The sequence below is a fragment of the Roseateles chitinivorans genome, assembly GCF_050632235.1.
Classification (GTDB): Bacteria; Pseudomonadota; Gammaproteobacteria; order Burkholderiales; family Burkholderiaceae_C; genus Roseateles; species Roseateles chitinivorans_A.
On the sequence record NZ_CP192584.1, the window covers coordinates 2,631,057 to 2,656,250 of the forward strand.

Annotated in this window: 24 protein-coding genes and 2 pseudogenes; 20 read left to right on the forward strand and 6 right to left on the reverse strand. The window is 69.6% G+C overall.

Annotated elements, in window-relative coordinates; translation table 11 throughout:
* Nucleotides 1-42: 42 nt before the first annotated feature.
* From ACQ859_RS11950 to ACQ859_RS12005, 12 genes and pseudogenes are all read left to right on the forward strand, one after another.
* Nucleotides 43-1,230: an ABC transporter substrate-binding protein gene (locus tag ACQ859_RS11950; RefSeq protein ID WP_431265966.1), complete on the forward strand. Its 1,188-nt coding sequence runs from the start codon at nucleotides 43-45 to the stop codon at nucleotides 1,228-1,230.
* Nucleotides 1,231-1,253: 23 nt separating this feature from the next.
* Nucleotides 1,254-2,174 (forward strand): branched-chain amino acid ABC transporter permease, encoded by a 921-nt coding sequence (locus tag ACQ859_RS11955; RefSeq protein ID WP_331615584.1) that lies wholly within the window; start codon nucleotides 1,254-1,256, stop codon nucleotides 2,172-2,174.
* 4 nt (nucleotides 2,175-2,178) lie between these two features.
* Nucleotides 2,179-3,204, forward strand: coding sequence for a branched-chain amino acid ABC transporter permease (locus ACQ859_RS11960; RefSeq protein ID WP_431265967.1), 1,026 nt, complete (start codon nucleotides 2,179-2,181; stop codon nucleotides 3,202-3,204).
* 16 nt (nucleotides 3,205-3,220) lie between these two features.
* Nucleotides 3,221-4,006: an ABC transporter ATP-binding protein gene (locus tag ACQ859_RS11965; RefSeq protein WP_431266520.1), complete on the forward strand. Its 786-nt coding sequence runs from the start codon at nucleotides 3,221-3,223 to the stop codon at nucleotides 4,004-4,006.
* Nucleotides 4,003-4,716 carry an ABC transporter ATP-binding protein gene (locus tag ACQ859_RS11970; RefSeq protein ID WP_431265968.1) on the forward strand — a complete coding sequence of 238 codons (714 nt, stop codon included), beginning with the start codon at nucleotides 4,003-4,005 and terminating at the stop codon, nucleotides 4,714-4,716. Before ACQ859_RS11965 ends, ACQ859_RS11970 begins: the two co-directional genes overlap by 4 nt.
* A 67-nt stretch (nucleotides 4,717-4,783) precedes the next feature.
* Nucleotides 4,784-5,227, forward strand: a complete 444-nt coding sequence (locus tag ACQ859_RS11975; protein ID WP_431265969.1) for an acyl-CoA thioesterase — start codon at nucleotides 4,784-4,786, stop codon at nucleotides 5,225-5,227.
* A gap of 13 nt (nucleotides 5,228-5,240) precedes the next feature.
* Nucleotides 5,241-5,693 (forward strand): RidA family protein, encoded by a 453-nt coding sequence (locus ACQ859_RS11980; RefSeq protein WP_431265970.1) that lies wholly within the window; start codon nucleotides 5,241-5,243, stop codon nucleotides 5,691-5,693.
* 83 nt (nucleotides 5,694-5,776) lie between these two features.
* Nucleotides 5,777-6,969, forward strand: a pseudogene (locus tag ACQ859_RS11985) (acyl-CoA dehydrogenase).
* A gap of 331 nt (nucleotides 6,970-7,300) precedes the next feature.
* Complete coding sequence (locus ACQ859_RS11990) at nucleotides 7,301-7,495, forward strand: hypothetical protein (RefSeq protein ID WP_431265971.1); 195 nt, start codon at nucleotides 7,301-7,303, stop codon at nucleotides 7,493-7,495.
* Nucleotides 7,495-7,797, forward strand: a complete 303-nt coding sequence (locus ACQ859_RS11995) for a hypothetical protein (RefSeq protein ID WP_431265972.1) — start codon at nucleotides 7,495-7,497, stop codon at nucleotides 7,795-7,797. Before ACQ859_RS11990 ends, ACQ859_RS11995 begins: the two co-directional genes overlap by 1 nt.
* A 361-nt stretch (nucleotides 7,798-8,158) precedes the next feature.
* Nucleotides 8,159-9,079 (forward strand): alpha/beta fold hydrolase, encoded by a 921-nt coding sequence (locus ACQ859_RS12000; protein WP_431265973.1) that lies wholly within the window; start codon nucleotides 8,159-8,161, stop codon nucleotides 9,077-9,079.
* Nucleotides 9,080-9,256: 177 nt separating this feature from the next.
* On the forward strand, nucleotides 9,257-10,078 hold the full coding sequence (locus ACQ859_RS12005) for an alpha/beta fold hydrolase (protein WP_431265974.1): 822 nt from the start codon (nucleotides 9,257-9,259) through the stop codon (nucleotides 10,076-10,078).
* Here the strand turns inward: ACQ859_RS12005 and ACQ859_RS12010 are convergent.
* On the reverse strand, nucleotides 10,071-10,970 hold the full coding sequence (locus tag ACQ859_RS12010; protein ID WP_431265975.1) for a LysR family transcriptional regulator: 900 nt from the start codon (nucleotides 10,968-10,970) through the stop codon (nucleotides 10,071-10,073). The two genes, ACQ859_RS12005 and ACQ859_RS12010, sit on opposite strands and share 8 nt — an antisense overlap.
* Before the next feature lie 129 nt (nucleotides 10,971-11,099).
* Between ACQ859_RS12010 and ACQ859_RS12015 the strand changes: the two genes are divergently transcribed.
* Nucleotides 11,100-11,873 carry a class II aldolase/adducin family protein gene (locus tag ACQ859_RS12015; RefSeq protein WP_431265976.1) on the forward strand — a complete coding sequence of 258 codons (774 nt, stop codon included), beginning with the start codon at nucleotides 11,100-11,102 and terminating at the stop codon, nucleotides 11,871-11,873.
* A 17-nt stretch (nucleotides 11,874-11,890) separates the two neighbouring features.
* Here the strand turns inward: ACQ859_RS12015 and ACQ859_RS12020 are convergent, their stop codons facing one another.
* Nucleotides 11,891-12,319 (reverse strand): CopD family protein, encoded by a 429-nt coding sequence (locus ACQ859_RS12020; RefSeq protein ID WP_431265977.1) that lies wholly within the window; start codon nucleotides 12,317-12,319, stop codon nucleotides 11,891-11,893.
* Entirely contained in the window at nucleotides 12,316-12,648 is a 333-nt protein-coding gene (locus ACQ859_RS12025) for a DUF3817 domain-containing protein (RefSeq protein WP_431265978.1), read from the reverse strand. The genes ACQ859_RS12020 and ACQ859_RS12025 overlap by 4 nt, the downstream gene beginning before the upstream one ends.
* A 235-nt stretch (nucleotides 12,649-12,883) precedes the next feature.
* Here ACQ859_RS12025 and ACQ859_RS12030 point away from each other — a divergent pair, with 235 nt between their 5' ends.
* Together ACQ859_RS12030 and ACQ859_RS12035 are read left to right on the forward strand one after the other, a co-directional pair.
* Nucleotides 12,884-13,813, forward strand: a complete 930-nt coding sequence (locus ACQ859_RS12030; protein ID WP_431265979.1) for a GlxA family transcriptional regulator — start codon at nucleotides 12,884-12,886, stop codon at nucleotides 13,811-13,813.
* A 133-nt stretch (nucleotides 13,814-13,946) separates the two neighbouring features.
* Nucleotides 13,947-14,921: a tripartite tricarboxylate transporter substrate binding protein gene (locus ACQ859_RS12035; protein WP_431265980.1), complete on the forward strand. Its 975-nt coding sequence runs from the start codon at nucleotides 13,947-13,949 to the stop codon at nucleotides 14,919-14,921.
* 69 nt (nucleotides 14,922-14,990) lie between these two features.
* On the opposite strand, the gene ACQ859_RS12040 is transcribed toward ACQ859_RS12035, so the two are convergent.
* Nucleotides 14,991-15,464, reverse strand: a complete 474-nt coding sequence (locus ACQ859_RS12040) for a hypothetical protein (protein ID WP_431265981.1) — start codon at nucleotides 15,462-15,464, stop codon at nucleotides 14,991-14,993.
* Nucleotides 15,461-16,321: a LysR substrate-binding domain-containing protein gene (locus ACQ859_RS12045; protein WP_431265982.1), complete on the reverse strand. Its 861-nt coding sequence runs from the start codon at nucleotides 16,319-16,321 to the stop codon at nucleotides 15,461-15,463. The genes ACQ859_RS12040 and ACQ859_RS12045 overlap by 4 nt, the downstream gene beginning before the upstream one ends.
* 116 nt (nucleotides 16,322-16,437) lie before the next feature.
* On the opposite strand from ACQ859_RS12045, the gene ACQ859_RS12050 reads away from it, so the two are divergent.
* From ACQ859_RS12050 to ACQ859_RS12065, 4 genes and pseudogenes are all read left to right on the forward strand, one after another.
* On the forward strand, nucleotides 16,438-17,529 hold the full coding sequence (locus ACQ859_RS12050; protein WP_431265983.1) for a putative 2-aminoethylphosphonate ABC transporter substrate-binding protein: 1,092 nt from the start codon (nucleotides 16,438-16,440) through the stop codon (nucleotides 17,527-17,529).
* Between the two features lie 37 nt (nucleotides 17,530-17,566).
* Nucleotides 17,567-18,625: an ABC transporter ATP-binding protein gene (locus ACQ859_RS12055; protein WP_431265984.1), complete on the forward strand. Its 1,059-nt coding sequence runs from the start codon at nucleotides 17,567-17,569 to the stop codon at nucleotides 18,623-18,625.
* Nucleotides 18,622-20,345 (forward strand): annotated as a pseudogene (locus ACQ859_RS12060) (putative 2-aminoethylphosphonate ABC transporter permease subunit). Before ACQ859_RS12055 ends, ACQ859_RS12060 begins: the two are co-directional and overlap by 4 nt.
* Before the next feature lie 256 nt (nucleotides 20,346-20,601).
* The gene (locus ACQ859_RS12065) at nucleotides 20,602-21,729 is read left to right on the forward strand and encodes a TIGR03364 family FAD-dependent oxidoreductase (RefSeq protein WP_431265985.1); all 1,128 of its coding nucleotides are present in this window, start codon (nucleotides 20,602-20,604) and stop codon (nucleotides 21,727-21,729) included.
* A 74-nt stretch (nucleotides 21,730-21,803) separates the two neighbouring features.
* Here ACQ859_RS12065 and ACQ859_RS12070 read toward each other — a convergent pair whose 3' ends face one another.
* A complete protein-coding gene (locus ACQ859_RS12070) occupies nucleotides 21,804-23,717 on the reverse strand; it encodes a glucokinase (RefSeq protein ID WP_431265986.1) in 1,914 nt (637 codons plus the stop codon).
* A gap of 331 nt (nucleotides 23,718-24,048) precedes the next feature.
* On the opposite strand from ACQ859_RS12070, the gene glk reads away from it, so the two are divergent.
* Nucleotides 24,049-25,050 (forward strand): glucokinase, encoded by a 1,002-nt coding sequence (gene glk, locus ACQ859_RS12075; protein WP_431265987.1) that lies wholly within the window; start codon nucleotides 24,049-24,051, stop codon nucleotides 25,048-25,050.
* Nucleotides 25,051-25,194 lie beyond the last annotated feature (144 nt).

Here is a 25,194-nt window from a genome sequence, read left to right on the forward strand (position 1 = left end):
CAGTCTTCCGACCGACCGTCCCTTTCCTCTCCGGAGAAGCCGATGAAGAAGCCGTCGAAGTCCCCCGCGTTCCTGCTTGCCCTGATCGCCACCCTGGGCACGGCGATGCCCGCCGCGCAGGCGGCCGACAAGCTCAAGGTCGGCATGCTGAGCACGCTGTCCGGCGCGGGCGCCGGTCTGGGCGTGGACATCCGCGACGGCTTCGCGCTCGCGGTGCAGCAGAACGGCGGCAAGCTCGGCGGCCTGCCGGTGGAGACCGTCATCGCCGACGACCAGCAGAACCCCGAGGTCGCCAAGCAGTCCGCCGAGCGGCTGCTCAAGCGCGACAAGGTCGACGTGATGACCGGCATCGTGTTCTCCAACGTGATGCTGGCGGTCGGCCCCGGCGTCTTCGCCGCGCAGGTGCCCTACATCAGCGCCAACGCCGGCCCGTCGCAGTACGCGGGCGAGCAGTGCAACCCCTACTTCTTCAACGTCGCCTGGCAGAACGACAACCTGCACGAGGCCATCGGCAAGACGGTGATGGACAAGGGCTTCAAGAAGGTCGTGGTGCTCGCGCCCAACTACCCGGCGGGCAAGGACGCGGTGGCCGGCTTCCGGCGCTACTACAAGGGCGTCGTCGCCGACGAGATCTACACCAAGCTCGGCCAGCTCGACTACTCGGCGGAGCTGGCGCAGGCGCGCGCGGCCAAGCCCGACGCGATGTACATCTTCCTGCCCGGCGGCATGGGCATCAACTTCATCAAGCAGTTCGTCGGCGCGGGGCTGTCCAAGGACGTGACGCTGTTCGGTCCGGGCTTCTCCGCCGACGAGGACGTGATCAAGGCCGTCGGCGAGCCGATGCTGGGCATGTTCAACAGCTCGCACTGGGCGCACGACCTGGACAACGCCGCCAACAAGCGTTTCGTCGCGGACTTCGTCAAGGCCTACGGCCGCCTGCCGTCGCTGTACGCGAGCCAGGGCTACGACGCGGCGTTGCTGATCGGGGCCGCGGTGCGCGACGTGAAGGGGAAGATCGAGGACAAGCCCGCGCTGCTGAAGGCGCTGAAGGCGGCGAAGTTCGAGTCCGTGCGCGGCGCCTTCCGTTTCAACCACAACCAGTACCCGGTGCAGGACTACTACCTGCGCGTGATCACCAAGGACCCGCAGGGCCGCGTGACCAACCGGACGCTGGGCAAGATCTTCGAACAGCACGCGGACGCGTACGCGCCGCAGTGCAAGATGAAGTGACCTGAGCGGAATACGTCGTCGTCATGGATCTGATCCTCGTCGCCGAGCAGGCGCTCAACGGCCTGCAGTTCGGGCTGATGCTGTTCCTGCTGGCCGCCGGCCTGACGCTGGTCTTCGGCATCATGGACCTGATCAACCTCGCGCACGGCTCGCTGTACATGGTCGGCGCCTACCTCGCCGCCGCGGCGATCGCGGCGGGCGCGTCCTTCCTGGTCGCGGTCATCGCTGCGGTCGCGGGAACAGCGATCTTCGGCATGCTGCTCGAAGTGACGCTGCTGCGCCGGCTCTACCAGCGCGATCACCTGAGCCAGGTGCTGGCGACCTTCGCGTTGATACTGATGCTCAACGAGGGCGTGCGCATGATCTGGGGCGAGCAGCCGCTGATGCTCAACACGCCGGCCGCGCTGTCGGGGCCCGTCGAGTTGCTGCCCGGTCTGATGTACCCCGCCTACCGGCTGCTGATCATCGGCGTGGGGCTGGCCGTGGCCGTCGCGCTCTACCTGCTGGTGACGCGCACGCGCTGGGGCATGTGGGTGCGCGCCGGCGCGTCCAACCGCGCGATGACCACGGCGATGGGCGTGCCCGCCGACCGGCTGTTCACGGCGGTCTTCGGCATCGGCGCGGCGCTGTGCGCGCTGGCGGGATCCCTGCTGGGACCGCTGCTGGCGGTGCAGGTCGGCATGGGCGAGAGCATCCTGATCCTGGCCTTCGTCGTGATCGTCATCGGCGGCATCGGCTCGATCCGCGGCGCGCTGGTCGGCGCGCTGCTGGTGGGGCTGGTGGACACCGGCTCGCGCACGCTGCTGCCCGCGGCGCTGAGGCAGATCGCGTCGCCCGAAGTGGCGTCCACGCTCGGGCCGTCGATCGCGGCCATCCTGATCTACGTGCTGATGGCGGCGGTGCTGTTCTGGAAACCGCGCGGCCTGTTCCCCGCGAGAGGCTGATCCGATGACCGAGTCCCTGCGTCCGCGACGCACGCTGCTCCATCACCGCGCCGGCGGCGCCTGGATCTGGGCGGTGTTCATCGCGCTGGCGGCGCTGCCGCCGCTGCTGCAGGCGCTGGGCCTGGAGTTCTACACGGTGGTCGCGACGCGCGTGCTGATCTTCGCGATCGCGGCGGCGAGCCTGAACCTGATTCTCGGCTTCGGCGGGCTGGTGAGCTTCGGCCACGCGGCCTTCGTCGGGATCGGCGCGTACACGGTGGGCGTGCTGGCGGACGCGGGCGTGGCGTCGGCGTGGATCGCTTGGCCGGCGGCGATGGCCGTGTCCGGCATCGCGGCGGCTGTCATCGGCGCCATCAGCCTGCGCACCCGCGGCGTCTACTTCATCATGATCACGCTGGCCTTCGCGCAGATGTTCCATTACCTGGCCGTCTCGCTGAAGGCCTACGGCGGCGACGACGGCCTGCCGGTGCCGTCGCGGTCGGTGTTGAACGGCCTGCCGGTGGCGCTCACGGACGACGCCTCCTTCTTCTGGGTGGCGCTGGTGCTGTTCGCGCTGGTCTTCGCGGGGCTGCGGCGGCTGGTCAACTCACCGCTGGGTTGGCTGCTGCAGGGCGCGCGCGAGAACGAGACCCGCGTCGCCGCGACCGGTGGCCGGGTGTTCGCCGTGCAGTGGACGGCCTTCGTCGTCGCGGGCGCGATCGCGGGACTGGCCGGCGCGCTGCTGGCGAATCTCAACGGCCTGGTATCGCCGCACCTGATGCACTGGTCGCAGTCGGGACAGCTGATGGTGATGGTGATCCTGGGCGGCGCCGGCGCGCTGTGGGGCGGGCCGCTCGGCGCGGCGGTGTTCCTGCTGCTCGAGGAACTGCTGTCCGGCGTGACCATCCACTGGCAGTTCGCGCTCGGCGCAATCCTGCTCGTCGTGGTGCTCTTCGCGCCGCGCGGATTGACGGGCCTCCTCGATCGCTTCGGCGCGAGGCAGACCGCGCCGGCGTCGGCCGCGAAGTCGAAGGGAGCCGCGCATGCGTGACGGCGCGACCGCCTCGATGGGTTTGCCCTCCGCGCTGCCCGCGCTCTCGCTGCTCCAGGTCCATCGCCTGGTGAAGCGTTTCGGCGCTCTGACGGCGACCGACGAGGCCAGCTTCGACGTCCGTGCCGGCGAGACCCACGCGCTGATCGGTCCGAACGGCGCCGGCAAGACCACGCTGATCCACCAGATCTCCGGCGCGCTGCCGCCCGACAGCGGCGGCATCTTCTTCGACGGCGAGGACGTGACCGCGCTGTCGATGCCGCGCCGCGTGCAGGAGGGCCTGGTGCGCTCCTTCCAGATCACCAGCATCTACAAGCGCTTCACGGTGCTGGACAACGCCGTGCTGGCCGTGCTCGCGCGGCGACCGAAGCCGCCGCCGTGGTGGCGCGTGGCGCGAGCCGATGAGGCGGCCTACGCCGACGCCGAGGCGATGCTGACGCTCGTCGGGCTCGCGGCAATGGCTGACCGCGTCGCGGGCAGCCTGGCCCACGGCGAACAGCGCCAGCTGGAACTCGCTCTCGCGCTCGCTGCGCGGCCCCGCCTGCTGCTGCTGGACGAGCCGATGGCCGGCATGGGCCCGGACGAATCCGCGCGCATGGTGTCGCTGCTGTCGGCGTTGAAGGCGCAACACCTGACGCTGCTGCTGGTCGAGCACGACATGGACGCGGTGTTCAAGCTCGCCGACCGCGTGTCGGTGCTGGTGGGCGGGCGTGTGATCGCGACCGGCTCGCCGGAGGAGATCCGCACCGATGCGGCGGTCAAGCAGGCCTACCTCGGCGACGAGGCGGAGGAGGCCGCATGAGCGACGCGCTGCTCGAGATCGACGGCCTGCGCGCCGGCTACGGCGACAGCCAGGTGCTGTTCGGCCTGGACCTGTGCATCGCCCCGGGCGAGGTCGCGACGCTGCTGGGCCGAAACGGCATGGGCAAGAGCACCACGCTGCGTTGCCTGACCGGCTGGCTGGCGCCCAGCGGCGGCCGCATCCGCTTCGCGGGCGAGGACGTCACCGGCTGGCGCGCCGACCGCATCGCGCGGCTGGGGCTGGCGATCGTGCCGGAAGGGCGGCAGATCTTCCCCAATCTCAGTGTGCTGGAACATCTGAAGGCCTTCGAGGCCAACCGCTGCCGTGCCTCGGAGCCGTGGACCGTCGACCGCGTCTTCGCGCTCTTCCCGCGGCTGAAGGAGCGCGCGTCCAACATGGGTCAGCAGCTGTCGGGCGGCGAGCAGCAGATGCTCGCGATCGGCCGCGCGCTGGTGACCAACCCGCGGCTGCTGGTGCTGGACGAGGCGACCGAGGGCCTCGCCCCGCTGATCCGCGAGGACATCTGGCGCTGCCTGGACACCTTGCGTCAGGGTGGCCAGACGATCCTGGTGGTCGACAAGTACGTGAAGCGCCTGATCAGGCTCGCGGACCGGCACAGCATCCTGGCGCGCGGACAGGTCGTGTGGCGTGGCGACTCGGTGGCGCTGGCGGCCGACCACGGGCTGTGGCACCGGCACCTTGGCGTATGACGAACGCGATGCGCAGCGACCCCACCGCACAGGACCGGACACGACACGACATGACCAGGAGGACGACATGACGGCTGCTTTCGAACGCGAGGTGCTGATCCGCTTCGGGCACTGCGACCCGGCGGGCATCGTGTTCTTCCCGCGCTACTTCGAGATGCTGAACGCCTTCGTCGAGGACTGGTTCAACGAGGGCTTGGGCGTGCCGTACGCCGAGCTGCTCGGCCCGCGCCGCGTCGGCCTGCCGACGGTGCAGCTGCAGACCAACTTCGAGCGCATCAGCCGCCAGGGCGAGCGGCTCGCGCAGCGCCTGTGGATCGAGCGCGTCGGGCGCAGCTCGCTGTCGCTGCGCGTGAGCTTCGACGGCGCGGACGGTCCGCGCGTGAGCTTCGGCCAAGTGCTGGTGTGCACCTCGCTGGAGACGCACCAGTCCCAACCCTTCCCCGAGGACGTCCGCGCCGCGCTGGTGCGGGCAGTCCAGCAGCAGCAATCCCATCAATCGTCAGAGCAGTAGAGGAGTCACGACGATGAGCAACGACAACAAGAACGGCCACGAGAACGAGAAGACAGCGGCCGGCAAACGCGTGCTGCAGCCCGCGGGCTGGGCACCGCCGCGCGGCTACGCGAACGGCGTGGCCGCGAGCGGCACGCTGGTCAGCGTGGCGGGGCAGATCGGCTGGAACGGCCAATGCCAGTTCGAGAGCGACGACTTCATCGACCAGTGCCGTCAGGCGCTGCGCAACATCAAGGCGGTGCTGGCCGAAGCCGGCGCCGAGCCGCGGCACATCGTGCGGATGACCTGGTACCTGCTCGACAAGCGCGAGTACGTCGCGCGCGGCCGCGAGGTGGGCCAGGCCTATCGCGAGGTACTCGGCAGCGAGTACGGCATCGCGATGACCGCGGTGCAGGTCGCGGGTCTGATCGAAGACCGTGCGAAGGTTGAAATCGAAGTGACAGCGGTGGTGCCGGCACGGGACTAGGATCGACATCGACCCGCCGCGAACGACGGCATCCGGCCAGCGCGCACCGCCAGCCTCCACGCATTCAAGAACGGAAGAGACACATGAGCCACGCATCCAAGGCCGCGAAGGCGGCATTCCACTGGGACGATCCGCTGCTGCTGGATCAGCAGCTGACCGACGACGAACGCGCCGTGCGCGACGCCGCGGCGGCCTACTGCCAGGACCGTCTGGCGCCGCGCGTGCTGGAGGCCTTCCGGCACGAGAAGACCGACGTGGCGATCTTCCGCGAGATGGGCGAGCTGGGCCTGCTCGGCCCGACGATCCCGGAGGAATACGGCGGTGCCGGCTTGAACTACGTCTGCTACGGCCTGGTCGCGCGCGAGGTGGAGCGCGTGGACAGCGGCTACCGCTCGATGATGAGCGTGCAGAGCTCGCTGGTGATGGTGCCGATCAATGAATTCGGCAACGAGGCGACCAAGCGCAAGTACCTGCCCAAGCTGGCCAGCGGCGAGTGGATCGGCTGCTTCGGCCTGACGGAGCCGGACCACGGGTCGGACCCGGGCTCGATGGTGACGCGGGCGCGCAAGGTCGACGGCGGTTATGCGCTGACGGGCAGCAAGATGTGGATCACCAACAGCCCGATCGCGGACGTGTTCGTGGTCTGGGCCAAGGACGACGGCGGGCAGATCCGCGGCTTCGTGCTGGAGAAGGGCTGGAAGGGCCTGAGCGCGCCGGCCATCCACGGCAAGGTGGGCCTGAGAGCCTCGATCACCGGCGAGATCGTCATGGACGAGGTCTTCTGCCCGGAGGAGAACGCCTTCCCCGACGTGCGCGGCCTGAAGGGCCCGTTCACCTGCCTGAACAGCGCGCGCTACGGCATCGCGTGGGGGCGCTGGGCGCGGCGGAATTCTGCTGGCACACGGCGCGGCAGTACACGATGGACCGCCGGCAATTCGGCAAGCCGCTGGCGGCCAACCAGCTGGTGCAGAAGAAGCTCGCGGACATGCAGACCGAGATCACGCTGGGCCTGCAGGGCTGCCTGCGGCTGGGCCGGATGAAGGACGAGGGCTCGGCGGCGGTGGAGATCACGTCCATCATGAAGCGCAACAGCTGCGGCAAGTCGCTGGACATCGCGCGCACGGCGCGGGACATGCTGGGCGGCAACGGCATCAGCGACGAGTTCGGCATCGCCAGACACCTGGTCAACCTGGAGGTGGTCAACACCTACGAGGGAACGCACGACATCCATGCGTTGATCCTGGGGCGCGCGCAGACGGGGATCGCGGCGTTCTGAGGCGCTGCGTCTGCTCTGCAGGGAAGGGCGCTTCGGCGCCCTTTTTCGTTCCCGAGTCATATGCAGAACGATGCAGATCCGCATCTTTCCGCCTATGGGTTGGGCAATTCCCCCCGATTGGGGATATGGCTGTTGAAGCATCGAGGCAGGAGGGGTGAAGACTTTCAGCAACGGCTACTGATACGGGTCATTGATCGAGCATTTCGCCGGTGCGAAGCTGCAGCGCTTCCTCTCCTGACCAACGTCCCCGGACGACTGGAATCCTCAGGTCTGACAAGCCCAATCACGCCCACCTCACTCCGGCAGCCTCGCGGCTGCGGCATTGCCCTTCATGAAGAACTCGGCCGCTCGCAAGTACATCACCGTTCACACGATCAGGCGCGCGAATCAGCGGCTGATGGCTCGTGGGCGCGACTATGAGCCGTCCCCAGCCGTGCGCGCACTGATGCCCAGCAGGGAAGAGATCGTGAAGGCCGCAAACAATGCCTACGAGCGATGGTTGGCGAAAGCCAAGGTCATCGCCTGATGCTCCACCAAACCTTCCAAACCTTTGTCGACAACCGACAGGACCTCGCAGGTCTGATCGCGTACGCGCTCTACAAGGCCGACAAGCTCGATTTCATGAAAACCCATCCCGACAGGGATGTGCATGGCTTCGTGCTCGGCATGAATCTGCCTTCGCAGGTCGAGGCGTACCGAACTGAGGCGATGAGCATGCTGGTGATCGCGAATCTGATCGCAGCCGCGGTCTCGATCCTGCTTGTCGTTCTGGTGTTCGGCAGCAAGCTGAACTTCTGGGTCCATCTTCTGAAGTACCTCGCCGAATAGGTGGAGCGGGACGGATGCCATGGTGGAGAGGCCATCGTCAGTTGAGTGTCGCTGGGGAACCGGCGCGGTGCCGCGCGGGATGCGTGGCCCCACCATTTCATTTCTCGAAATAGTCCTTTCGACCTCGCCTGGATTCTCTTGCTGACCTCGCTCGACGAGGATCAAACCCATCGATCGGACGGGTTTGAACAGCGAGTCGATCGGGGGCGGGCCGTGCCAGGCCACCACCCCTGACGCACCTTCAGACCGGTCCGAAGAGTTCCTCCTCTTCAGACGAAGGTGCCTCCATGAATCGCAGACAGATCGCGACACACGGCGCCACCGCGGTACTCGCCGTGGCCTCGGCCGCCGCCGCGGGGCGGTGTCCGCCGCCCCGGTGGCCTACCGGTCGGTGACCATCGACGGGGTGCAGATCGCCTACCGCGAGGCCGGCGACGCCAGCCGACCGGCAATCCTGCTGCTGCACGGCGTGCCGAGCTCCTCGCGCATGTACGACGCACTGATGCGCCGGCTGGGTGATCGCTACCACCTGATCGCGCCGGACTATCCCGGCTTCGGCCACAGCGACGCGCCGTCGCCGGCGCAGTTCACCTACACCTTCGACCACCTCGCCGAGGTCGTCGGCAAGTTTGCCGACGCGGTGAAGCTCGACCGCTACGTGCTCTTCATGCAGGACTACGGTGCGCCGGTCGGCATGCGCCTGGCCGCCGCGCGCCCCGGTGCGATCCAGGGCATGGTGTTCCAGAACGGCAACGTCTACGAGGAGGGGCTCGGTCCGCTCTGGGCCGGACGCCAGGCGTTCTGGACCGACCGCGCCGCGCATGAGCAGGAGGTCCGCACCGGCCACCTCGCCCTCGCGACGACCCGCGCACGTCATGTCGGCACCGACCCTGATGTCGAAGCCTACGACCCCGATCTGTGGACCGACGAGCACGCCTACCTGAACCGCCCGGGCCAGGCGGAGATCCAGTCCGAACTGATCTTCGACTACCGGATCAACCTGGCGCGCTACCCCGAGTGGCAGCGGTGGCTGCGCGCCCACCAGCCGCCAACGCTGGTCGTCTGGGGCAAGTACGACACCGCCTTCACCGTGCCCGGCGCTCAGGCGTTCAAGCGCGATCTGCCGCAGGCGCGCGTCGAGATCCTCGACGGCGGCCACTTCGTGATGGACACGCGACTCGATGACGTCGCGCGACTGACCGACGAGTACATGCAGGCGAACCGCCATGCCTTCGATTCCCGCGCCGTTCACAACGACGGCGCTCCTTCCAACCACCGCTGAGACCACCACCATGAACACCTCCCGCCTCATCCGCGCCATCGGCGCCGCCTTTGTCGTCTCCATCGCCGCGCAGTTCCCCGCGCAGGTCGCCGTCGCGGCACCCCCGCCGCCACCGCCGTCCGCGCGCCGGCCAGCGTCGACATCCAGTACCGCACCGTCGTCATCGACGGCGTCAAGGTGTTCTACCGCGAGGCCGGCCCGAAGGACGCGCCCGTGCTGCTGCTGCTGCACGGCTTCCCGACGTCCTCGCAGATGTTCCGCAACCTGATCCCGCAACTGGCCGGCCGCTACCGCGTCATCGCGCCGGACTATCCCGGCTACGGTCAGAGCGACATGCCCCCGATGGACAAGTTCCAGTACAGCTTCGACAACCTGGCCAAGGTGGTCGACAAGTTCACCGTGGCCGTCGGCGCGAAGAAGTACGCGCTGTACGTGCAGGACTACGGCGCCCCGGTCGGCTTCCGGATCGCCGCGGCGCACCCGGAGCGCGTCACCGCGATCGTCGTGCAGAACGGCAACGCGTATGACGAGGGCATCGACAACGACTTCTGGGCGCCGCTCAAGAAGTACTGGGCCGACAAGTCGACCGCCAACGGTGAGCAGCTGCGCCCGAACTTCGAGCTGCCCGCGACGAAGTGGCAGTACACCGAGGGCGTGCGCGACGTGCAGCACATCAGCCCCGATGCGTGGACCGTCGACCAGGCCTACCTGGACCGGCCGGGCAACAAGGACATCCAGCTCGAGCTGTTCTACAGCTACGGCACCAACCCGCCGCTGTACCCGTCGTGGCAGGCCTACTTCCGCAAGCACCAGCCGCCGATGCTGATCGTCTGGGGCAAGAACGACAAGATCTTCCCGGCCGCCGGCGCGCACCCGTACCTGCGCGACCTGCCCAAGGCCGAGCTGCACCTGCTGGACACCGGGCACTTCGCGCTGGAGGAAGACGGCGCCACCATCGTCGCGCTGATGAAGGACTTCCTGGCGCGCCAGCTCAAGTGAGCGACGGGTCGGCGCGCAGCTGATCGATCAGCAGGTCGAGCAGCGCGCGCACCTTCGCGTTCGGGCGACGGCCCTGCCGATGCAGCACATGGATGGGCACGGGACCGGACTCGTAGGCGGAGAGGACGGTCTGCAGGCGGCCGTCCTTCAGCGGCTCGCGCACCTGGTAGGACATCAGGCGCGTGATGCCCAGGCCACCGACGGCGGCGGTGATCGCCGCGTCGTTGGTGGTCGTCATCAAGGTCGGACGCAACTCGCAGACGCGGGCCTCGTCCTGCTCGGCGAAGTGCCAGCGGGTGATGGGCGTCAGGCCGGTGGCGGAGATGATGGTGTGCTGCGCCAGTTCCTCAGGATGCTGCGGCGTGCCGCGCCGTGCCAGGTAGTCCGGCGAGGCGCACACCACGCGCCGGATCGAGCCGACGCGCACCGCCTTCAGCGACGAGTCGGGCAGGTCGCCGAGACGCACGGCCACGTCGACCGCCTCATCGTCCATGTTGACGACCCGGTCGACGAACAGGCACACCGCCTGGGTCTCGGGGTAGCGGGTCAGGTAGTCGGCCACCACCGGCGCGACATAGAGATTGCCGAACATCGCGGGCGCGGTGAGGGTGACGCGGCCGCGCGGCGTGCCGTGGACGCTGGCCACGGCGCCGTCCGCTTCCTCGAGGTCGCCCAGCAGCTGCCTGCAGTCCTCGAGGTAGCCGCTGCCGGCGTCGGTCAGCCGCACGACCCGGGTCGTGCGCGTGAACAGCGACGCGCCCAGGTGCTCCTCCAGGTCGAGGACGGCCCGCGTGACCGTGGCCGGCGAGAGATTGAGCTTGCGCGCCGCGCCGGCGAATCCGCCGACCTCCGCCACCGCGACGAAGACGCGCATCGAGTGCAGTTGATCCATGCGGGGATTGTCACCCGCGGTGTCGAGGGGACTCGCTGTCCTGAAAGCGACATCGACCCCCGGGCTCCTGGCGCACGATCCGCCACTGACCGGACCCGTTCGATGGTCCGGCGCGATCCGGAGACAACCATGGACGACATCACCGCCCGCATCCCTTCGCTCAAGGGCCAGGTCAGCGACGCCGAATGGCAGCTGCGCGTGGACCTCGCCGCCTGCTACCGGCTGGTCGCGCGTTACGGCTGGAGCGACCTGATCTTCACGCACATCAGCGCGCGGCTGCCCGGCGACGCGCATGAGTTCCTGATCAATCCCTACGGCCTGATGTTCGACGAGATCACGGCCTCCAGCCTGATCAAGGTCGATGCGACGGGCAACAAGCGGCAGGAGACGCCGTTCCCGGTGAACCAGGCCGGTTTCATCATCCATTCCGCGATCCATGCGGCGCGGCCCGACGTGGGCTGCGTGCTGCACACGCACACGCGGGCCGGCGTGGCGGTGTCGGCGCAGCGGGGCGGCGTGCTGCCGATCTCGCAGCAGTCGACCTTCGTGCTGGCCTCGCTCGCGTACCACGACTACGAAGGCGTCGCGATCCGTCCCGAGGAGCAGCCACGGCTGCAGGACGACCTCGGCGACAAGATCTTCTACTGCCTGCGCAACCACGGGCTGCTGACCGTCGGCAAGACGATCGGCGATGCCTTCCTGTCGATGTACACCTTCGAGAGCGCCTGCCAGATCCAGATCGCGGCGCAGGCCGGCGGCGTCGAACTGACGCCCGTGCACGACGAGATCATCCGCGGTACCGCTGAATCGATGCGCGTGCAGACCGGCGGGCTGGGCGGCGCCTTCGTGTGGCCGACGCTGCTGCGGCAGGCACAGCGACAGTGTCCCGGCTTCGACGTCTGAAGACCGGGCGGCGCCCGTCAGGGCTTGACCACCGCGAGCAGCGCGATCGCGGCCACGCCGACGATCGCGATGAGCGGCGCATGACGGATCCAGGCCGGAGCCGGGCGCCCGGCCTGCTCGACGTGGCGGCGCAGCGTCGCCGACAGCACGCCGTGCAGGCCTGACAGGCCGACGACGATCGGCAGCTTGGCGCTCAGCCAGAGCGCCCCGAACCAGCCGCCCCAGCTCGCGAGTCCGATGCCCAGCGCCCAGGCGGCCAGCATCGCTGGCGTGGTCACGCGGCGGTCCCAGCGCAGGAGGGCCGTCGCGAGACGCTTCTCATGCGGAAGCAGGACGGCCTCCTTCACCGGGCGCAGCGCGGCCACCGTCACGCCGAGCAGCACCAGCCCGCCCACCCAGGTCAGCACCATCGCAAGGTGCAGCCCCTTGAGCCAGAGGTAGATCACGTCTGGGCTCCGCGGCCCAGCTGGCGCCAGCTGTAGAAGCCGCCGAGCGGGATGACGGCGGCGAGCAGCAGCCGTCCCGCGGTCGCGCCACCGACGACGCCCTCCGCGGTGGCCTGGGCGAGCTGCCAGCAGAAGACGAGGAAGGCCATGCCATGCACCGGGCCCATGACGGACACCGCGATCGGCAGACCGGCCAGGTGCTTCAGCGGCACCGCGACCAGCACCAGCGCCAGCAGTGTGAAGGCCTCCAGCAGGCACAGACGTCGTAGCGTCGACAGACGTGGGAGGGCGCCGGGGCCGGGAGGGCGGGACCGGGACGAATGAGGCAACAGGAGCTCCGGAGGTTCGAGGAACAGCGTGGATTCTTCCGATCGGATGACCGCACCGAAAGTGGCTGAATCGACTTCCTTCGACTGTTTTCGGACAAATGCGTGGAGAATGACGGATCGTTGATGATCCCCGCCCGGAGTGCCTGCCATGCCCGTCTCGCGATCTCTTCGCCCGTCGCTCCGAACGCCCTCTCCCGCGACGCGGGAGAGGGCGGAGGGCGAGGGCCAGACCCAGGTGGCCGTGCTCGCCCTGCCCGGCGTGGTGCCTTTCGACCTGACGATCGCGGGCGAGGTCTTCGGCCGCGTCACGCTGGACGGCGGTCGCAAGGCTTATCGGGTCACGGTCTGCGCCGAGCAGGACGAGATCGACGCCGGCGGCTTCACGATCGGTGTGAAGCGCCGCCTCGCGACGCTGAAGGGCGCGCACACGATCGTCGTGCCCGGCATCGAATCGCCAGCGACGCCGATCACCCCGGCCGTCAGGCGCGCGCTGCGGGCGGCGCATGAACGCGGTGCCCGGATCGCGTCGATCTGCACCGGCGCGTTCGTGCTCGCGCAGGCCGGCCTGCTCGACGGCCTGCGCGCCACGACGCACTGGGCCGCCGCGCCGTTGATGGCCCAGCTCCATCCCGACGTCGATCTCGATCCCTCGGTGCTCTTCGTCGACAACGGGCGGATCCTCACCTCCGCCGGTGCGGCTGCCGGGATCGACCTCTGTCTGCACATGGTGCGCGGCGACCATGGAACGGCCGTCGCGGCCCGCATGGCGCGGCTGTCGGTCGTGCCGCTGCAGCGCGAGGGCGGCCAGGCCCAGTTCATCCAGCCCGCCGATCTGCCGCCGGACCGCGACCTGCAGCCGGTGATCGCGTGGGCGCTGCGACAGCTGCACCGGCCGATCGCGATGACCGAGCTCGCGGACCGAGGCTGCGTCAGCCCGCGCACATTGCACCGGCGGTTCCAGGAGCAGTTCGGCATCGCGCCGGTGCAGTGGCTCATTCAGGCGCGGGTGCGCCGGGCCCAAGAGCTGCTGGAGACCGGTTCCTCGAGCATCGAGCAGATCGTCGAAGCCGTGGGCCTCGGATCGGCCGCGAACTTCCGCAGCCAGTTCCAGCGCATCGCCGGCGTCAGCCCGAGCGCCTACAGGAAGAGCTTCGGCACGCGCTGAGGGGCCAGTCCTTGCGCCGGGGTTTCATAACCTCCAGGAACGAAAGAATGATCCGCGTCGACATTCCGCGAGGCGTTGCCGCACCTAGCATCGGAGGACCCCGGCGCACGATCGGGGCCTCACAGGAGACAAGATGATTCGCAGATCCCTGATCGCGGCGGGCTCGGCCGCGCTGGCCGCGGCGATGCTGCCGGCGGGCGCTTTCGCGCAGACCTACCCGGACCGCCCCGTGCGGCTGATCGTGCCCTACGCGCCCGGCGGCAGCGCCGACATCGTGGCGCGGCTGATCTCCGACGAATGGGGGAAGGCGCTCGGCAGGCCGCTGGTGGTCGAGAACAAGGCCGGCGCGGGCGGCAACGTCGGCGTGGCCGAGGTCGCGAGGTCCGCGGGCGACGGCTACACGATCGGCCTGCAGACGGTCTCGCTCGCGATCAATCCGGCGCTGACGCCGAAGATGCCTTACGACACGCTCAAGGACCTGGCACCGATCGGCATGGTCGCGAGCTCGCAGCACGTGCTTGTCGTCAACGAGCAGGTGCCTGCGAAGACCGTCAAGGAACTGATCGCGCTGGCGAAGAGCAAGCCCGGCAAGCTTTCCTATGCGTCCGCCGGCACGGGCAGCACCTTCCACATGTCGGCCGAGCTGTTCAAGGCGGTCGCGGGCGTGAGCATCGTCCACATCCCGTATCGGGGCGGCGGCCCGGCGCTCAGCGACACCATCGGCGGCCAGGTGGAGATGTCCTTCCCGGTGCTGTCCGCGGCGCAGGGCCATGTGCAGTCGGGCAAGCTGCGCGCGCTGGGCGTGACCGGCCCGAAGCGCTCGCCGCTGATGCCGGACGTGCCGACGATCGCGGAGGCGGGCGTGCCGGGCTACGCCTTCGAGACCTGGTTCATGGTCTTCGCGCCGGCGGCCACGCCGCGGCCCGTGATCGACAAGCTGAACGCGACGCTGCACGCGGTGCTGACGTCGCAGGCGGTCAAGGACCGGATGGCCAAGGAAGGCTTCGAGGCCACGCCGTCGACGGCGGCGCAGGCGCGGGCGCGCCTGGAGAAGGAGCTGCCGCAGTGGGCGAAGCTGGTGAAGGAGCGGGGGATCACGGCAGATTGAGCCGCGACGCCGCGCCGGTATCGCCGACGCGGTGCAGGGGGTGCCTGCGGTCCGCGCGCGGACTGGCCCTCAGAGCCAGACTCGCGGCCGGCGGCCGACGCTGGCGTCGACGAGCAGCTTGTGCGTCTTCTTGTCGATCGCCTCGGACGGCACGTGAGCGAGCACCAGTCTCGCGAACTCCGGCAGGCCTGTGAGGTTCGCCGACACGCGCGCCCGGATGCGCGCCTGGTCCTCGAGCACGAACCACTTCATCGTCGGCGAGAAGCGGACGCGTCGCACGTCGGCCCACCGCATCGTGCCGCGGCCCCCGAAGCGGCGGCCGAAGTCGATGGCCTCGTCGGACAGCCGATGACGGGCGAAGAAGTAGTCGGCGACCATGGGCAGCGCCATCAGCCCGAGCAGGCTGAAGCAGAGCGCCGTGCCGAGCGTGGTCGCGGGATGCTTGCCGGTGGCGAAGGAGACCGCCGCGAGCCAGAAGAAGAACGCGGCGCTGAGGGCGCCGATGAGGAGGGTGCCGAGTGAGGGGCGAAGGAGCGTTGTCATGGCACCCCCACGCATCCCAGCATCGCCGCCACCAGCGTCGCCCCTTGCCGCTCCCGCAGGCAGTAGAGGTACTCCCGCACCAGCGGCATGTCCTCCTCGAAGGGCAGGGCGATCAGGCCCGGATGTTGCCCCGTCTCGTGCGCCGCGAAGATGCTGAGCCCCAGGCCTCGCACGACGGCCTCGCGCAGCGCCTCGCGGCTCGCGATCTCCATCTGCGCCTTCGGGCGCACGCCCGCGGCGTCCAGCGCCTGTTCGGCCAGCGCGCGGGTCATCGAGCCGCGCTCGCGCACCAGCAACGTTTCCTCCGTCAACGCCGCCAGCGGCACTGTCGCGCGTCGCGCCAGCGCATGACCGCGCGGCAGCAGCAGGACCAGCGGATCCGCGCCCAGCTCGACGCGGTGCAGGCGCGCGTCGTCCACCAGGTGGCTGGAAGTCGCCAAGTCGACCTCGTAGGCCAGCAGCGCGTCCACCATCTGCCGTGAGTTGCCGGCCGCGATGCTGAGCTCGACCCGCGGGTGCCGCGTCCTGAAGCGCTGCGCCAGCGTCAGCGTGTAGTACGGCGCCGTCGCGCCCAGCCGCAGTGTGCCGCCGCGCAGTTCGGCCGAATCGCGCAGCGCGAACTCGATGTCCAGTTCCTGCTGCAGCAGCGCGTCCACCTGCGGCATCAGCCGCCGGCCCGCGTCGCTCAGGGTCAGCCGCCCGCCGCCGCGGTGGAAGAGCTCCACCCCGTACTGCTCCTCCAACGCGCGGATCTGCGTCGTCACCGTCGGCTGGGACAGGCCCAGCTGCTTCGCCGCGCCGGTGATCGACCCCAGCCGCGCCACCGCGAAAAAGGCCTTGAGCTGGTTCACGAGCACCGCGGGTCCCCCAAATCGGCCAATACCGGGTTCCGGGAACTTGGGGCGTTTGACGCGTCAATGACATATGCCATTCCTACAGTGTCCCCCAACGACCACCGCCCGATGGAGCGCCCATGCCGATCACTTCCCTGTCGACCACCCGGTCGAGCCCCCTGTCCACCGTCCTGCACGCCGCCGCGGCGCTGGCCCTGGCCGCGATCGCCGCGCTCACCAGCCCGGAGGTCCACGCCCAGGGCACGCAGGGAACGCAAGGCAAGACCGAGCTGCTGGTCTACAGCGCGCTCGAGGCCGACCAGATCAAGGCCTACAAGACCGCCTTCGAGCAGGACCATCCCGCCATCGAGCTGAAGTTCGTCCGCGAGTCCACCGGCATCGTCACCGCCCGGCTGCTGGCCGAGAAGGCCAACCCGCAGGCGGACGTCGTCTGGGGCCTGGCGGCGACCTCGCTGATGCTGCTGGACAAGGAAGGCATGCTCGCGCCGTACGCGCCCAAGGGGCTGGAGCAGGTCCGCGCCACGATGCGCGACCCGCGTCCGCAACCGACCTGGGTCGGCATGGACCTGTGGTCCTCGGCCGTCTGCTTCAACACGGCGGAGGCCGCCAAGCGCAGCCTGCCCAAGCCGACCTCCTGGAACGACCTGACCCAGCCCGTCTACAAGGGCCTGCTGACGATGCCGCACCCGGCCTCCAGCGGCACCGGCTACCTGATGGTCTCCGCCTGGCTGCAGATGATGGGCGAAGCCAAGGGCTGGGCCTTCATGGACGCGCTGCACCAGAACATGGGCGTCTACACGCACAGCGGCTCCAAGCCCTGCCGCCAGGCCGGCGCCGGCGAGTTCCCGGTCGGCCTGTCCTTCGAGTACCGCGCCAACAAGACCAAGAAGGAAGGCGCGCCGATCGACATCGTCTTCCCGAAGGAAGGCCTGGGCTGGGACGTCGAGGCCACCGCCGTCATGAAGACGACGAGAAAGCTGGAGGCCGCCAAGGCGCTGGCCGACTGGTCCGTCACGCGCAAGGCCAACGAGCTCTATGCGAAGAACTTCGCCGTGCTGGCGCTGCCGTCGGTGCAGGAGCAGCTGGAGTTCGTGCCCTCCGACCTCGACAAGCTGCTCGCGAAGAACGACTTCAACTGGGCCGCCGCGAACCGCGACCGCATCCTCGCCGAGTGGTCGCGCCGCTACGAGGCCAAGGCCGAGAAGAAGTGATCCAACCCTGAGCCTGAGCCTGAGACCGGAACTTCCCATGCTGCATCTGCGCCAGATCACCAAGCGTTTCGGCACGCAGACGGTGCTGCAAGGCATCGACCTCGACCTGCGGTCCGGCGAGTTCGTGTCCTTGCTGGGCCCGTCGGGCTGCGGCAAGACGACGTTGCTGCGCATCGTCTGCGGCATCGAGACGCCCGAGGCCGGCCAGGTGCTGATGCACGGGCTGGACATCACCGCCTGGCCCGCGTCGCAGCGGCGTTTCGGCGTGGTGTTCCAGTCGTATGCGCTGTTCCCCAACATGACGGCGCGGGAGAACGTCCGCTACGGCCTCGACGACCTGCCTCGCCGCGAGGCCGCCGAGCGCGCCGAGGAGATGCTCGCGCTGGTCGGCCTGCTCGACCAGGCCGGCAAGTTCCCGGCGCAGCTGTCCGGCGGGCAGCAGCAGCGCGTCGCGCTGGCCCGCGCGCTGGCGCCCGGGCCGAAGCTGCTGCTGCTCGACGAGCCGCTGTCGGCGCTCGACGCGCAGGTCCGGCAGGAGTTGCGCACCGAGATCCGCGCGCTGCAGCAGCGGCTGGGCATCACCACGCTGATGGTGACGCACGACCAGGACGAGGCGCTGGCGATGTCGGACCGCGTGGTGCTGCTGGCCAAGGGCCAGATCGCGCAGCAGGGCGCGCCGCGGCAGCTCTACGACCGTCCGGCGAGCGCGCTGGTGGCGGGCTTCGTCGGCCGGATGAACTGGATGGAGGGGCAGGTCGTCGCCGAGGGACGCGTGCGCGTGGGGACCACGCTGCTCGGCTGCGACACCAGCGTCTACAAGACAGGGAGCGTCGTGCGCCTGGGCATCCGTCCCGAGGCGATCCGCCTGATGGACGGGGAGGGCGCGATGCTGCGCGCCCGCATCGAGACGCTGCAGTTCCACGGCGCCGTCACGCAGGTGCTGCTGCGCTGCGAGGCGTTGGGTGGTGGAATGACGATGGAGCTTCCGAGCGGCGAAGCCGCTGGGCTCAGCGAAGGCGAGGTCCGCGGCCTGCGGCTGCCGGCCGAGGCTTTGCATCTCTTTGATGCGCCGCTGTCGATGCGGAGGGCCGCGTGAGCCTGGTGTTCGACCGCGCGTCCCGGGCGCCGCAGGTGCCGCTTCCGCGTCTCCGTCGCGGGCAGGTCGAAGCCTGGGTGCTGCGCGCGCTGCTGGCCGCCGGGCTCGTCACGCTGGCCGTGATCATCCTGTTGCCGCTGATATCGCTGCTGGCGCAGAGCGTGCTCGACGGTCAGGGCCGTTTCGTGGGCGTGTCGCACTTCGTCGCGTACTTCTCGACCGGCCGCTGGAGCGCGCTGTGGAACAGCGTCGCCCTCTCGGCCGCCTCCGCCGTGGTCTGCGTCGCGCTGGCCTACGGCTACGCCTGGGCGCTGACGCACACGGCCTTGCCGGCCAAGGGGCTGTGGCGCGCGCTGGCGCTGCTGCCGCTGCTCGCGCCCTCGCTGCTGGCCGCCATCGGACTGGTCTACGCCTTCGGCAACCAGGGTCTGCTGAAAGGGCCGATGCAGGCGCTCGGCATCGACAGCATCTACGGACCCGCCGGCATCGTGCTGGGTTCGGTGCTGTGGACCTTCCCGCACGCGATGCTGATCCTCGTCACCACGCTGTCCAGCAGTGACGCCCGCACGATCGAGGCGGCGCGCTGCCTGGGCGCCGGCGGCTGGCGCGTGTTCCGCACGGTGACGCTGCCGGCCAGCCGCTACGGCCTGCTGATCTCGCTGGTGGTCGTGTTCGTGCTGGTGCTGACCGACTTCGGCGTGCCCAAGGTCGTCGGCGGACAGACGGCGATGCTGGCCACCGACATCTACAAGGAGGTCGTCGGCCAGCAGCGTCTGGACCGCGGCGCCGTCGTCGCGTTGCTGCTGTTGCTGCCGGCGCTGGGTGCCTTCGCGCTGGAGCAGCGGCTGCGCGCCCGCCAGCGCGCGGTGCTGAGCCTGCGCGCCGTCCCGCACGTGCCGACGCCGGTCGTGGCGCGCGACCTCGGCGCGCTGCTGTATTGCGCGCTGGTCGCGGTGGCACTGGTCGGCGTTTTCGGCATCGCGGTGTATGCGTCCTTCGCGCAGTACTGGCCGTACCAGCTCGCGCCGACCTTGTCCCATTACCAGTTCGACATGAGCGACGGCGGCGGCTGGGCCAGCTACGGCAACTCGCTGCGCCTGGCCGCGTGGACGGCGCTCGCGGGCGCGACGCTGAGCTTCCTGCTGGCCTGGCTGGTCGACAAGCCGCGCGGCTTCGTCGCCGCGCGCGGCGTGCTCAACGCGCTGGCGACGCTGCCGATGGCGGTGCCGGGTCTTGCCCTCGGCCTGGGCTACATCCTGTTCTTCAACGCGCCGTGGAATCCGCTGCGCGGCTGGTACGGGGGCTGGGGCTGCTGGTGCTGTGCACGGTGGCGCACTACTACTCGGTCGCGCACCTGACGCAGCTGGGCGCGCTGCGCCAGCTGGATCCGGAATACGAGCGCGTCGCCGAATCGCTCGGCCTGCCGTTCTGGACGCACCTGCGCCGCGTGCACCTGCCCATCGCGATTCCGACGCTGGTGCAGGTGGCGGGTTACTTCTTCGTCAGCGCGCTGACGACGGTGTCGGCGGTGGTGTTCCTATATTCGCCCGATACCACGCTGGCCGCGATCGCGGTGCTGGCGATGGACGATGCCGGGGACACCGCGCCGGCCGCGGCAATGGCGACGCTGCTGTTCGTCACGGCGGCGGTGGGACGCGGTGTCATCGGGCTGGTCGGGCATGTGCTCATACAACGCACCCAGCGGTGGCGCGCGAGGTAGCGCTCGCACTTCCGTACTTCCACCGCCGCTGGCCCTCACCCCCGCCCTCTCCCGCAAGCGGGAGAGGGAGTCCGACCGGCTCCACTCGCAGCAATCGCTCCTCTTTCTCCCTCTCCCGCTCCCTCTCCCTCTCCCTCTCGCTCGCGGCAGACGGCAACACGCGGTGCAACGACTCCCTCTCCCGCTTGCGGGAGAGGGCAGGGGTGAGGGCCAGCTGACGTGGAAGTGCTCAAACCCTCTTGCTTCCTGAATTCCCATGACCCATGACCTCCTCGTGGTCGGCGCCGGCATCGTCGGCCTGGCCCATGCCTGGGCCGGCGCGAAGCGCGGCTGGCGCGTCGTCGTCGTCGAACGCGACGCGGCCTGCATCGGCGCGTCGATCCGCAACTTCGGCTTCGTGACCGTCACCGGCCAGCAACGCGGCGCGCACTGGCGCCGCGCGAAACGGTCGCGCGATCTCTGGGCCGAGCTCGCGCCCCAGGCCGGGCTGCGCATCGAGCACGCCGGCCTGCTGCTGGCCGCGCGTCGCGAAGAATCGGAAGCCTTGCTCGACGCCTTCCTCGCCACCGAGATGGGCGAGGGCTGCGAGCGCCTCGGCGCCGATGGCGCGATGGCACGCCAGCCAGGCTTGCGCACGATGGGGGAGACCGGCGACCGCCTCCGCGGCGCCTTGTACAGCCCGCACGAGTTGCGCGTCGAATCACGCGATGCGATCCCGCGCATCGCCGCGTGGCTTGCGGAACGGCACGGCGTCGAGCTCCGCTTCGGCGAGTCGGTCCTCGAGATCGAGACGCCGCACGTCCGCACCTCCCGCGCGACTTATCGCGCCGAGCGTGTCGCGGTCTGCTCGGGCGCCGAGTTGCACGGGCTCTTCGCCGACCGCTGGGTGCCGCACGCGCTGTCCTTGTGCCAGCTGCAGATGCTGCGCGTGCGGCCGCCGTCGGGCTTCCGCCTGAACGCCGCCCTGATGGCCGACCTCAGCCTGGTGCGCTACGAAGGGTATTCGGCGCTGCCGGAGGCCCAGCCGCTGCTGCGGCGGCTGTCGGCCGAGCGCCATGACGCGCTGGCCCACGGCATCCATCTGATCGCGGTGCAGAGCGCCGACGGCACCCTGGTCGTCGGCGACTCGCACCATTACGGTCCGGTGCTGCCGCCGTTCGGCAGCGAGGCGGTGGACCGACTGATCCTGGACGAGCTGCACCGCCAGCTGGTGCTGCCCTCGCTGGAGGTGGTCGAGCGCTGGACCGGCGTCTATCCGGTCAGCGCGTCGGCGCCGTGCCTGGTGGAGGCGCCGGACGAGCGCACGCGGCTGGTGATGGTCACGAGCGGCACCGGCGCCAGCACGGCGTTCGGGCTGGCCGAGGAGGTGCTGGCGGGGTGGTGAGCTGGAGGCGGCGGCTGATGTGAACCGCCGTCCGCGGCACCGGCGTGCGGCGGTGCGCCGGCGTCGCCGCGATCTCAGCGGCTGTGCGCCGTCAGCTTCGCCAGCGGCGAGGCCAGGCTGATGCCGGGCGCGGCGCGGCGCGCGCTCGGGCGGCCGTTCTCGTCGGTCTCGTCGAGGTCCGGATGCGCGGCGCCGAGCGCCAGTCCGGCCGGCCCCGCGTGGTCGCGCCGCATCGCGACGCCGACCGCCAGCATGTCGATCACCAGCAGGTGCAGGATGCGGCTGATCATCGGCAGGTGGGTGGCGACATCCTCGACGTGATCGACGATCAGCGCCGCGTCGGCCTTCTTCGCCAGCGGCGACTGGCTGGCGGTGATCGCCAGCACGTGGGCGCCGCGCTCGCGTGCCGCATCCGCCACCGCGATCAGCTCGGGCAGCTTGCCGCTGCTGCTGATCAGCACGGCCACGTCGCCTGCCTTGAGCGTCTGCGCCGCCAGGAGCTGCAGCCGCGGCTCGACGTAAGCGTTGCACGCCACGCCCAGCCGCAGGAACTTGAACTGCGCGTCCTGCGCGACGACGCCGTAATGGCCGATCGCGAAGAACTCGATCCGCGAGGCGTTCAGCAGCAGCTCGATGCTGCGGTCGATCATGTCGCGGTTGAGCTGGCTGCGCACCTGCAGGATCGCCGAGGCGGTGTTGCCCAGCACCTTCTCGCCCAGCTCCACCATCGAGTCGTCCTGCGTCACCTGCGTGTGGCTGACCGGCACCGTGCCGGTCAGGCCCGAGGCCAGCCGCAGCTTGAAGTCGGACAGCCCCTCGCATCCGAGCGAGCGGCAGAAACGGATCACCGTCGGCTGGCTGACGCTGGCCGCGCGGGCGATCTCGGCGATCGGGTCGTTCAGCACCTTGCGCGAGTGCGCCAGCACGTGGTCCGCGACGCGCTGCTCGGCCGGCGAGAGGCCGTCGCGCGCGCGCCGGATCTGGCCGACGATCGCCGAGGCGCCGCCGCTGTTCTGCAGGCTGCGCAGCTGCGCCTCCAGGATCGCGGACGCGCCCTTGAAGGTGGCGTGCTCGGCCGTGATCACGAAGGTCGGGATCGCGGTGACGTAGTCGGAGAAGCGGCCCTTGTCCTCGAAGCGCGCGCGGAAGCGCGAGCGGTCGAAGTACTCGCCCAGCCGCGGCACGATGCCGCCGCCGATGTAGATGCCGCCCAGCGCGCCCAGCGTCACCGCCAGGTTGGCCGCGGCGGTGCCCAGCAGCGTGCAGAACAGGTCCAGCGTGGCTTCGCAGACAGGGTCGGCGGCCTCGAGCGCGCGTGCGGTGATGTCCGGCGCCGTCAGCGGCTCCGACGGGCGCTTCAGGTAGTCCGCCATCGCGCGATGCATCAGCTCAAGACCTGGCCCCGACAGCAGCCGCTCGAAGGAGACGTGCTCGTACTCGTTCCAGGCGAAGCGCAGCAGGGCGATCTCGCGTTCGTCGCGCGGCGCGAAGTTGGTGTGGCCGCCTTCGGAGCCGAGGGAGATCCAGCCCTCGCCGGCCGGGATCAGGCCCGACACGCCCAGACCGGAGCCCGAGCCCAGCAGCCCGATGACGCTGTGCGGGCGCGCCTCGCCGCCGCCGATCTGGCGGATCTCGCTGCCGCGCAGCCGGGGCAGGGCCATCGCCAGCGCGGTGAAGTCGTTGACGACCACCAGCGTGTCCAGGCCGAGGCGCTGGCGCGCTTCCTCGATCGAGAACTGCCAGTGGTAGTTGGTCATGCGCACCAGGTCGCCCTCGACCGGGTTGGCGATCGCGATCGCCGCGTGCGCCGGTTTCAGCTGGCGCGGCAGCCGGTCCATGTAGGACCGCACCGCGGCATGGAAGTCGGCGTGCTCGGCGCAGCGCAGCAAGGCGATGTGCTCGAACTCTCCCGGGGTGATTTCCAGGGCGAAGCGGGCGAAGGTACCGCCGATGTCGGCGATGAGCCGGGGACTGTCGAATTCACGCATGAAGCCGCGATTATGGCGCGCCGCCCCGCGCCTTCCGGAAGGGTTCGCCCTAGCGGCGCGATGGTGCGGCGGCGTTTGGATGTGTAGCGTGACTACAGCTTGTAAATCAGGCGAGAATTGTCATCGCTGAACGAAAAACTCGTTCAGCGACAAGCAATTGAACGCGAGATGCGAAACGGCGGATTCGGCGGAGAAGTGGCCTTGGAGGGACTTGGCAACACCTCTCTTGTGCGAGTGATGTAGTTTTGCTACCTTGCGCGGATTCGCCGCGGACGCGGTCCCGGACGCGCCGCCACGGCGCGTCCCCCAGTCAGAGAGCAGGACAAGAACAGTGCAAGCAGATCAGGGTGTGAATGCCGCGGGCTATCCGTGGCTGGTGGCGGACATCGGCGGCAGCAATGCCCGCTTCGCGTGGGTCGACGGCCCCGGCAAGGCCGTGGACCACGTCCGCAAGCTGCCGGTGGCGCAATACGACTCGCTGCGCGCCGCGGCGGAGGCCTATCTGAAGGAACTCGCCGGCCTGGGCGTGACGGCGCGTCCGAAACGGGCCTCGCTGGCGCTGGCCACGGCGATCAACAGCGATCGGATCGAGCTGACCAACAGCCACTGGACCTTCTCGCGCAGCCAGCTGCAGGCCGAGCTGGGACTGGACGAATTGCGGCTGCTGAACGACTTCGAGGCGCTGGCGCTGTCGCTGCCGGGCCTGCGGGCGGACCAGGTCGCGGCGGTGCCGGGACCGGCCTTGGCCTCGCCGCGCGGCACGCTGGCGGTGATCGGCCCGGGCACCGGCCTGGGCGTCGGCGGGGTGATCGAGACGTCCGGCGGCTGGGTTGCGCTGGCGGGCGAGGGCGGCCACATGACGCTGGCGCCGACCAACGATTACGAGAGCGCGCTGCTCGCCGCCGCGCGCAAGGAGTTCCCGCATGTCTCCGCCGAGCGCTTCCTGTCGGGCGTCGGCCTGCCGACCCTGCATGCGGCGGTGGCCGCGGTCGCCGGCCAGCCGTCGGCGCAGCGGCTGACGGCGGAACAGATCGTCGAGGGCTCGCTGTCCGGCGACGCAATCTGCGTCAAGACCATGGACCAGTTCTGCGCCTTCCTCGGCAGCTTCGCCGGCAGCGTCACGCTGGCGCTGGGCGCGCGGGGCGGCGTCTACATCGGCGGCGGCATCGTGCCGCGGCTGGGGGAGCGCTTCTTCCAGTCGGGCTTCCGGGCGAGTTTCGAGGCCAAGGGGCGTTTCACGCCCTATCTGGCCTCGGTGCCCTGCGTCCTGATCACCGACACGCTGACCGCGCTGGCGGGGGCAGCGTTCGCGCTCCAGCAGTCGGTGCGCTGAAGACGCAGAACGGTTGTAGTCAAGCTACATAACGCCCTGTGAACGGCGGCCCTTGCGGTCGCCGTTTTTCATTTCTCGTCCCTAATTTGCAGTTTTATTCGTATAAACCCGAAGTAACTTCGTCGTTTTTCCACCATGACATGC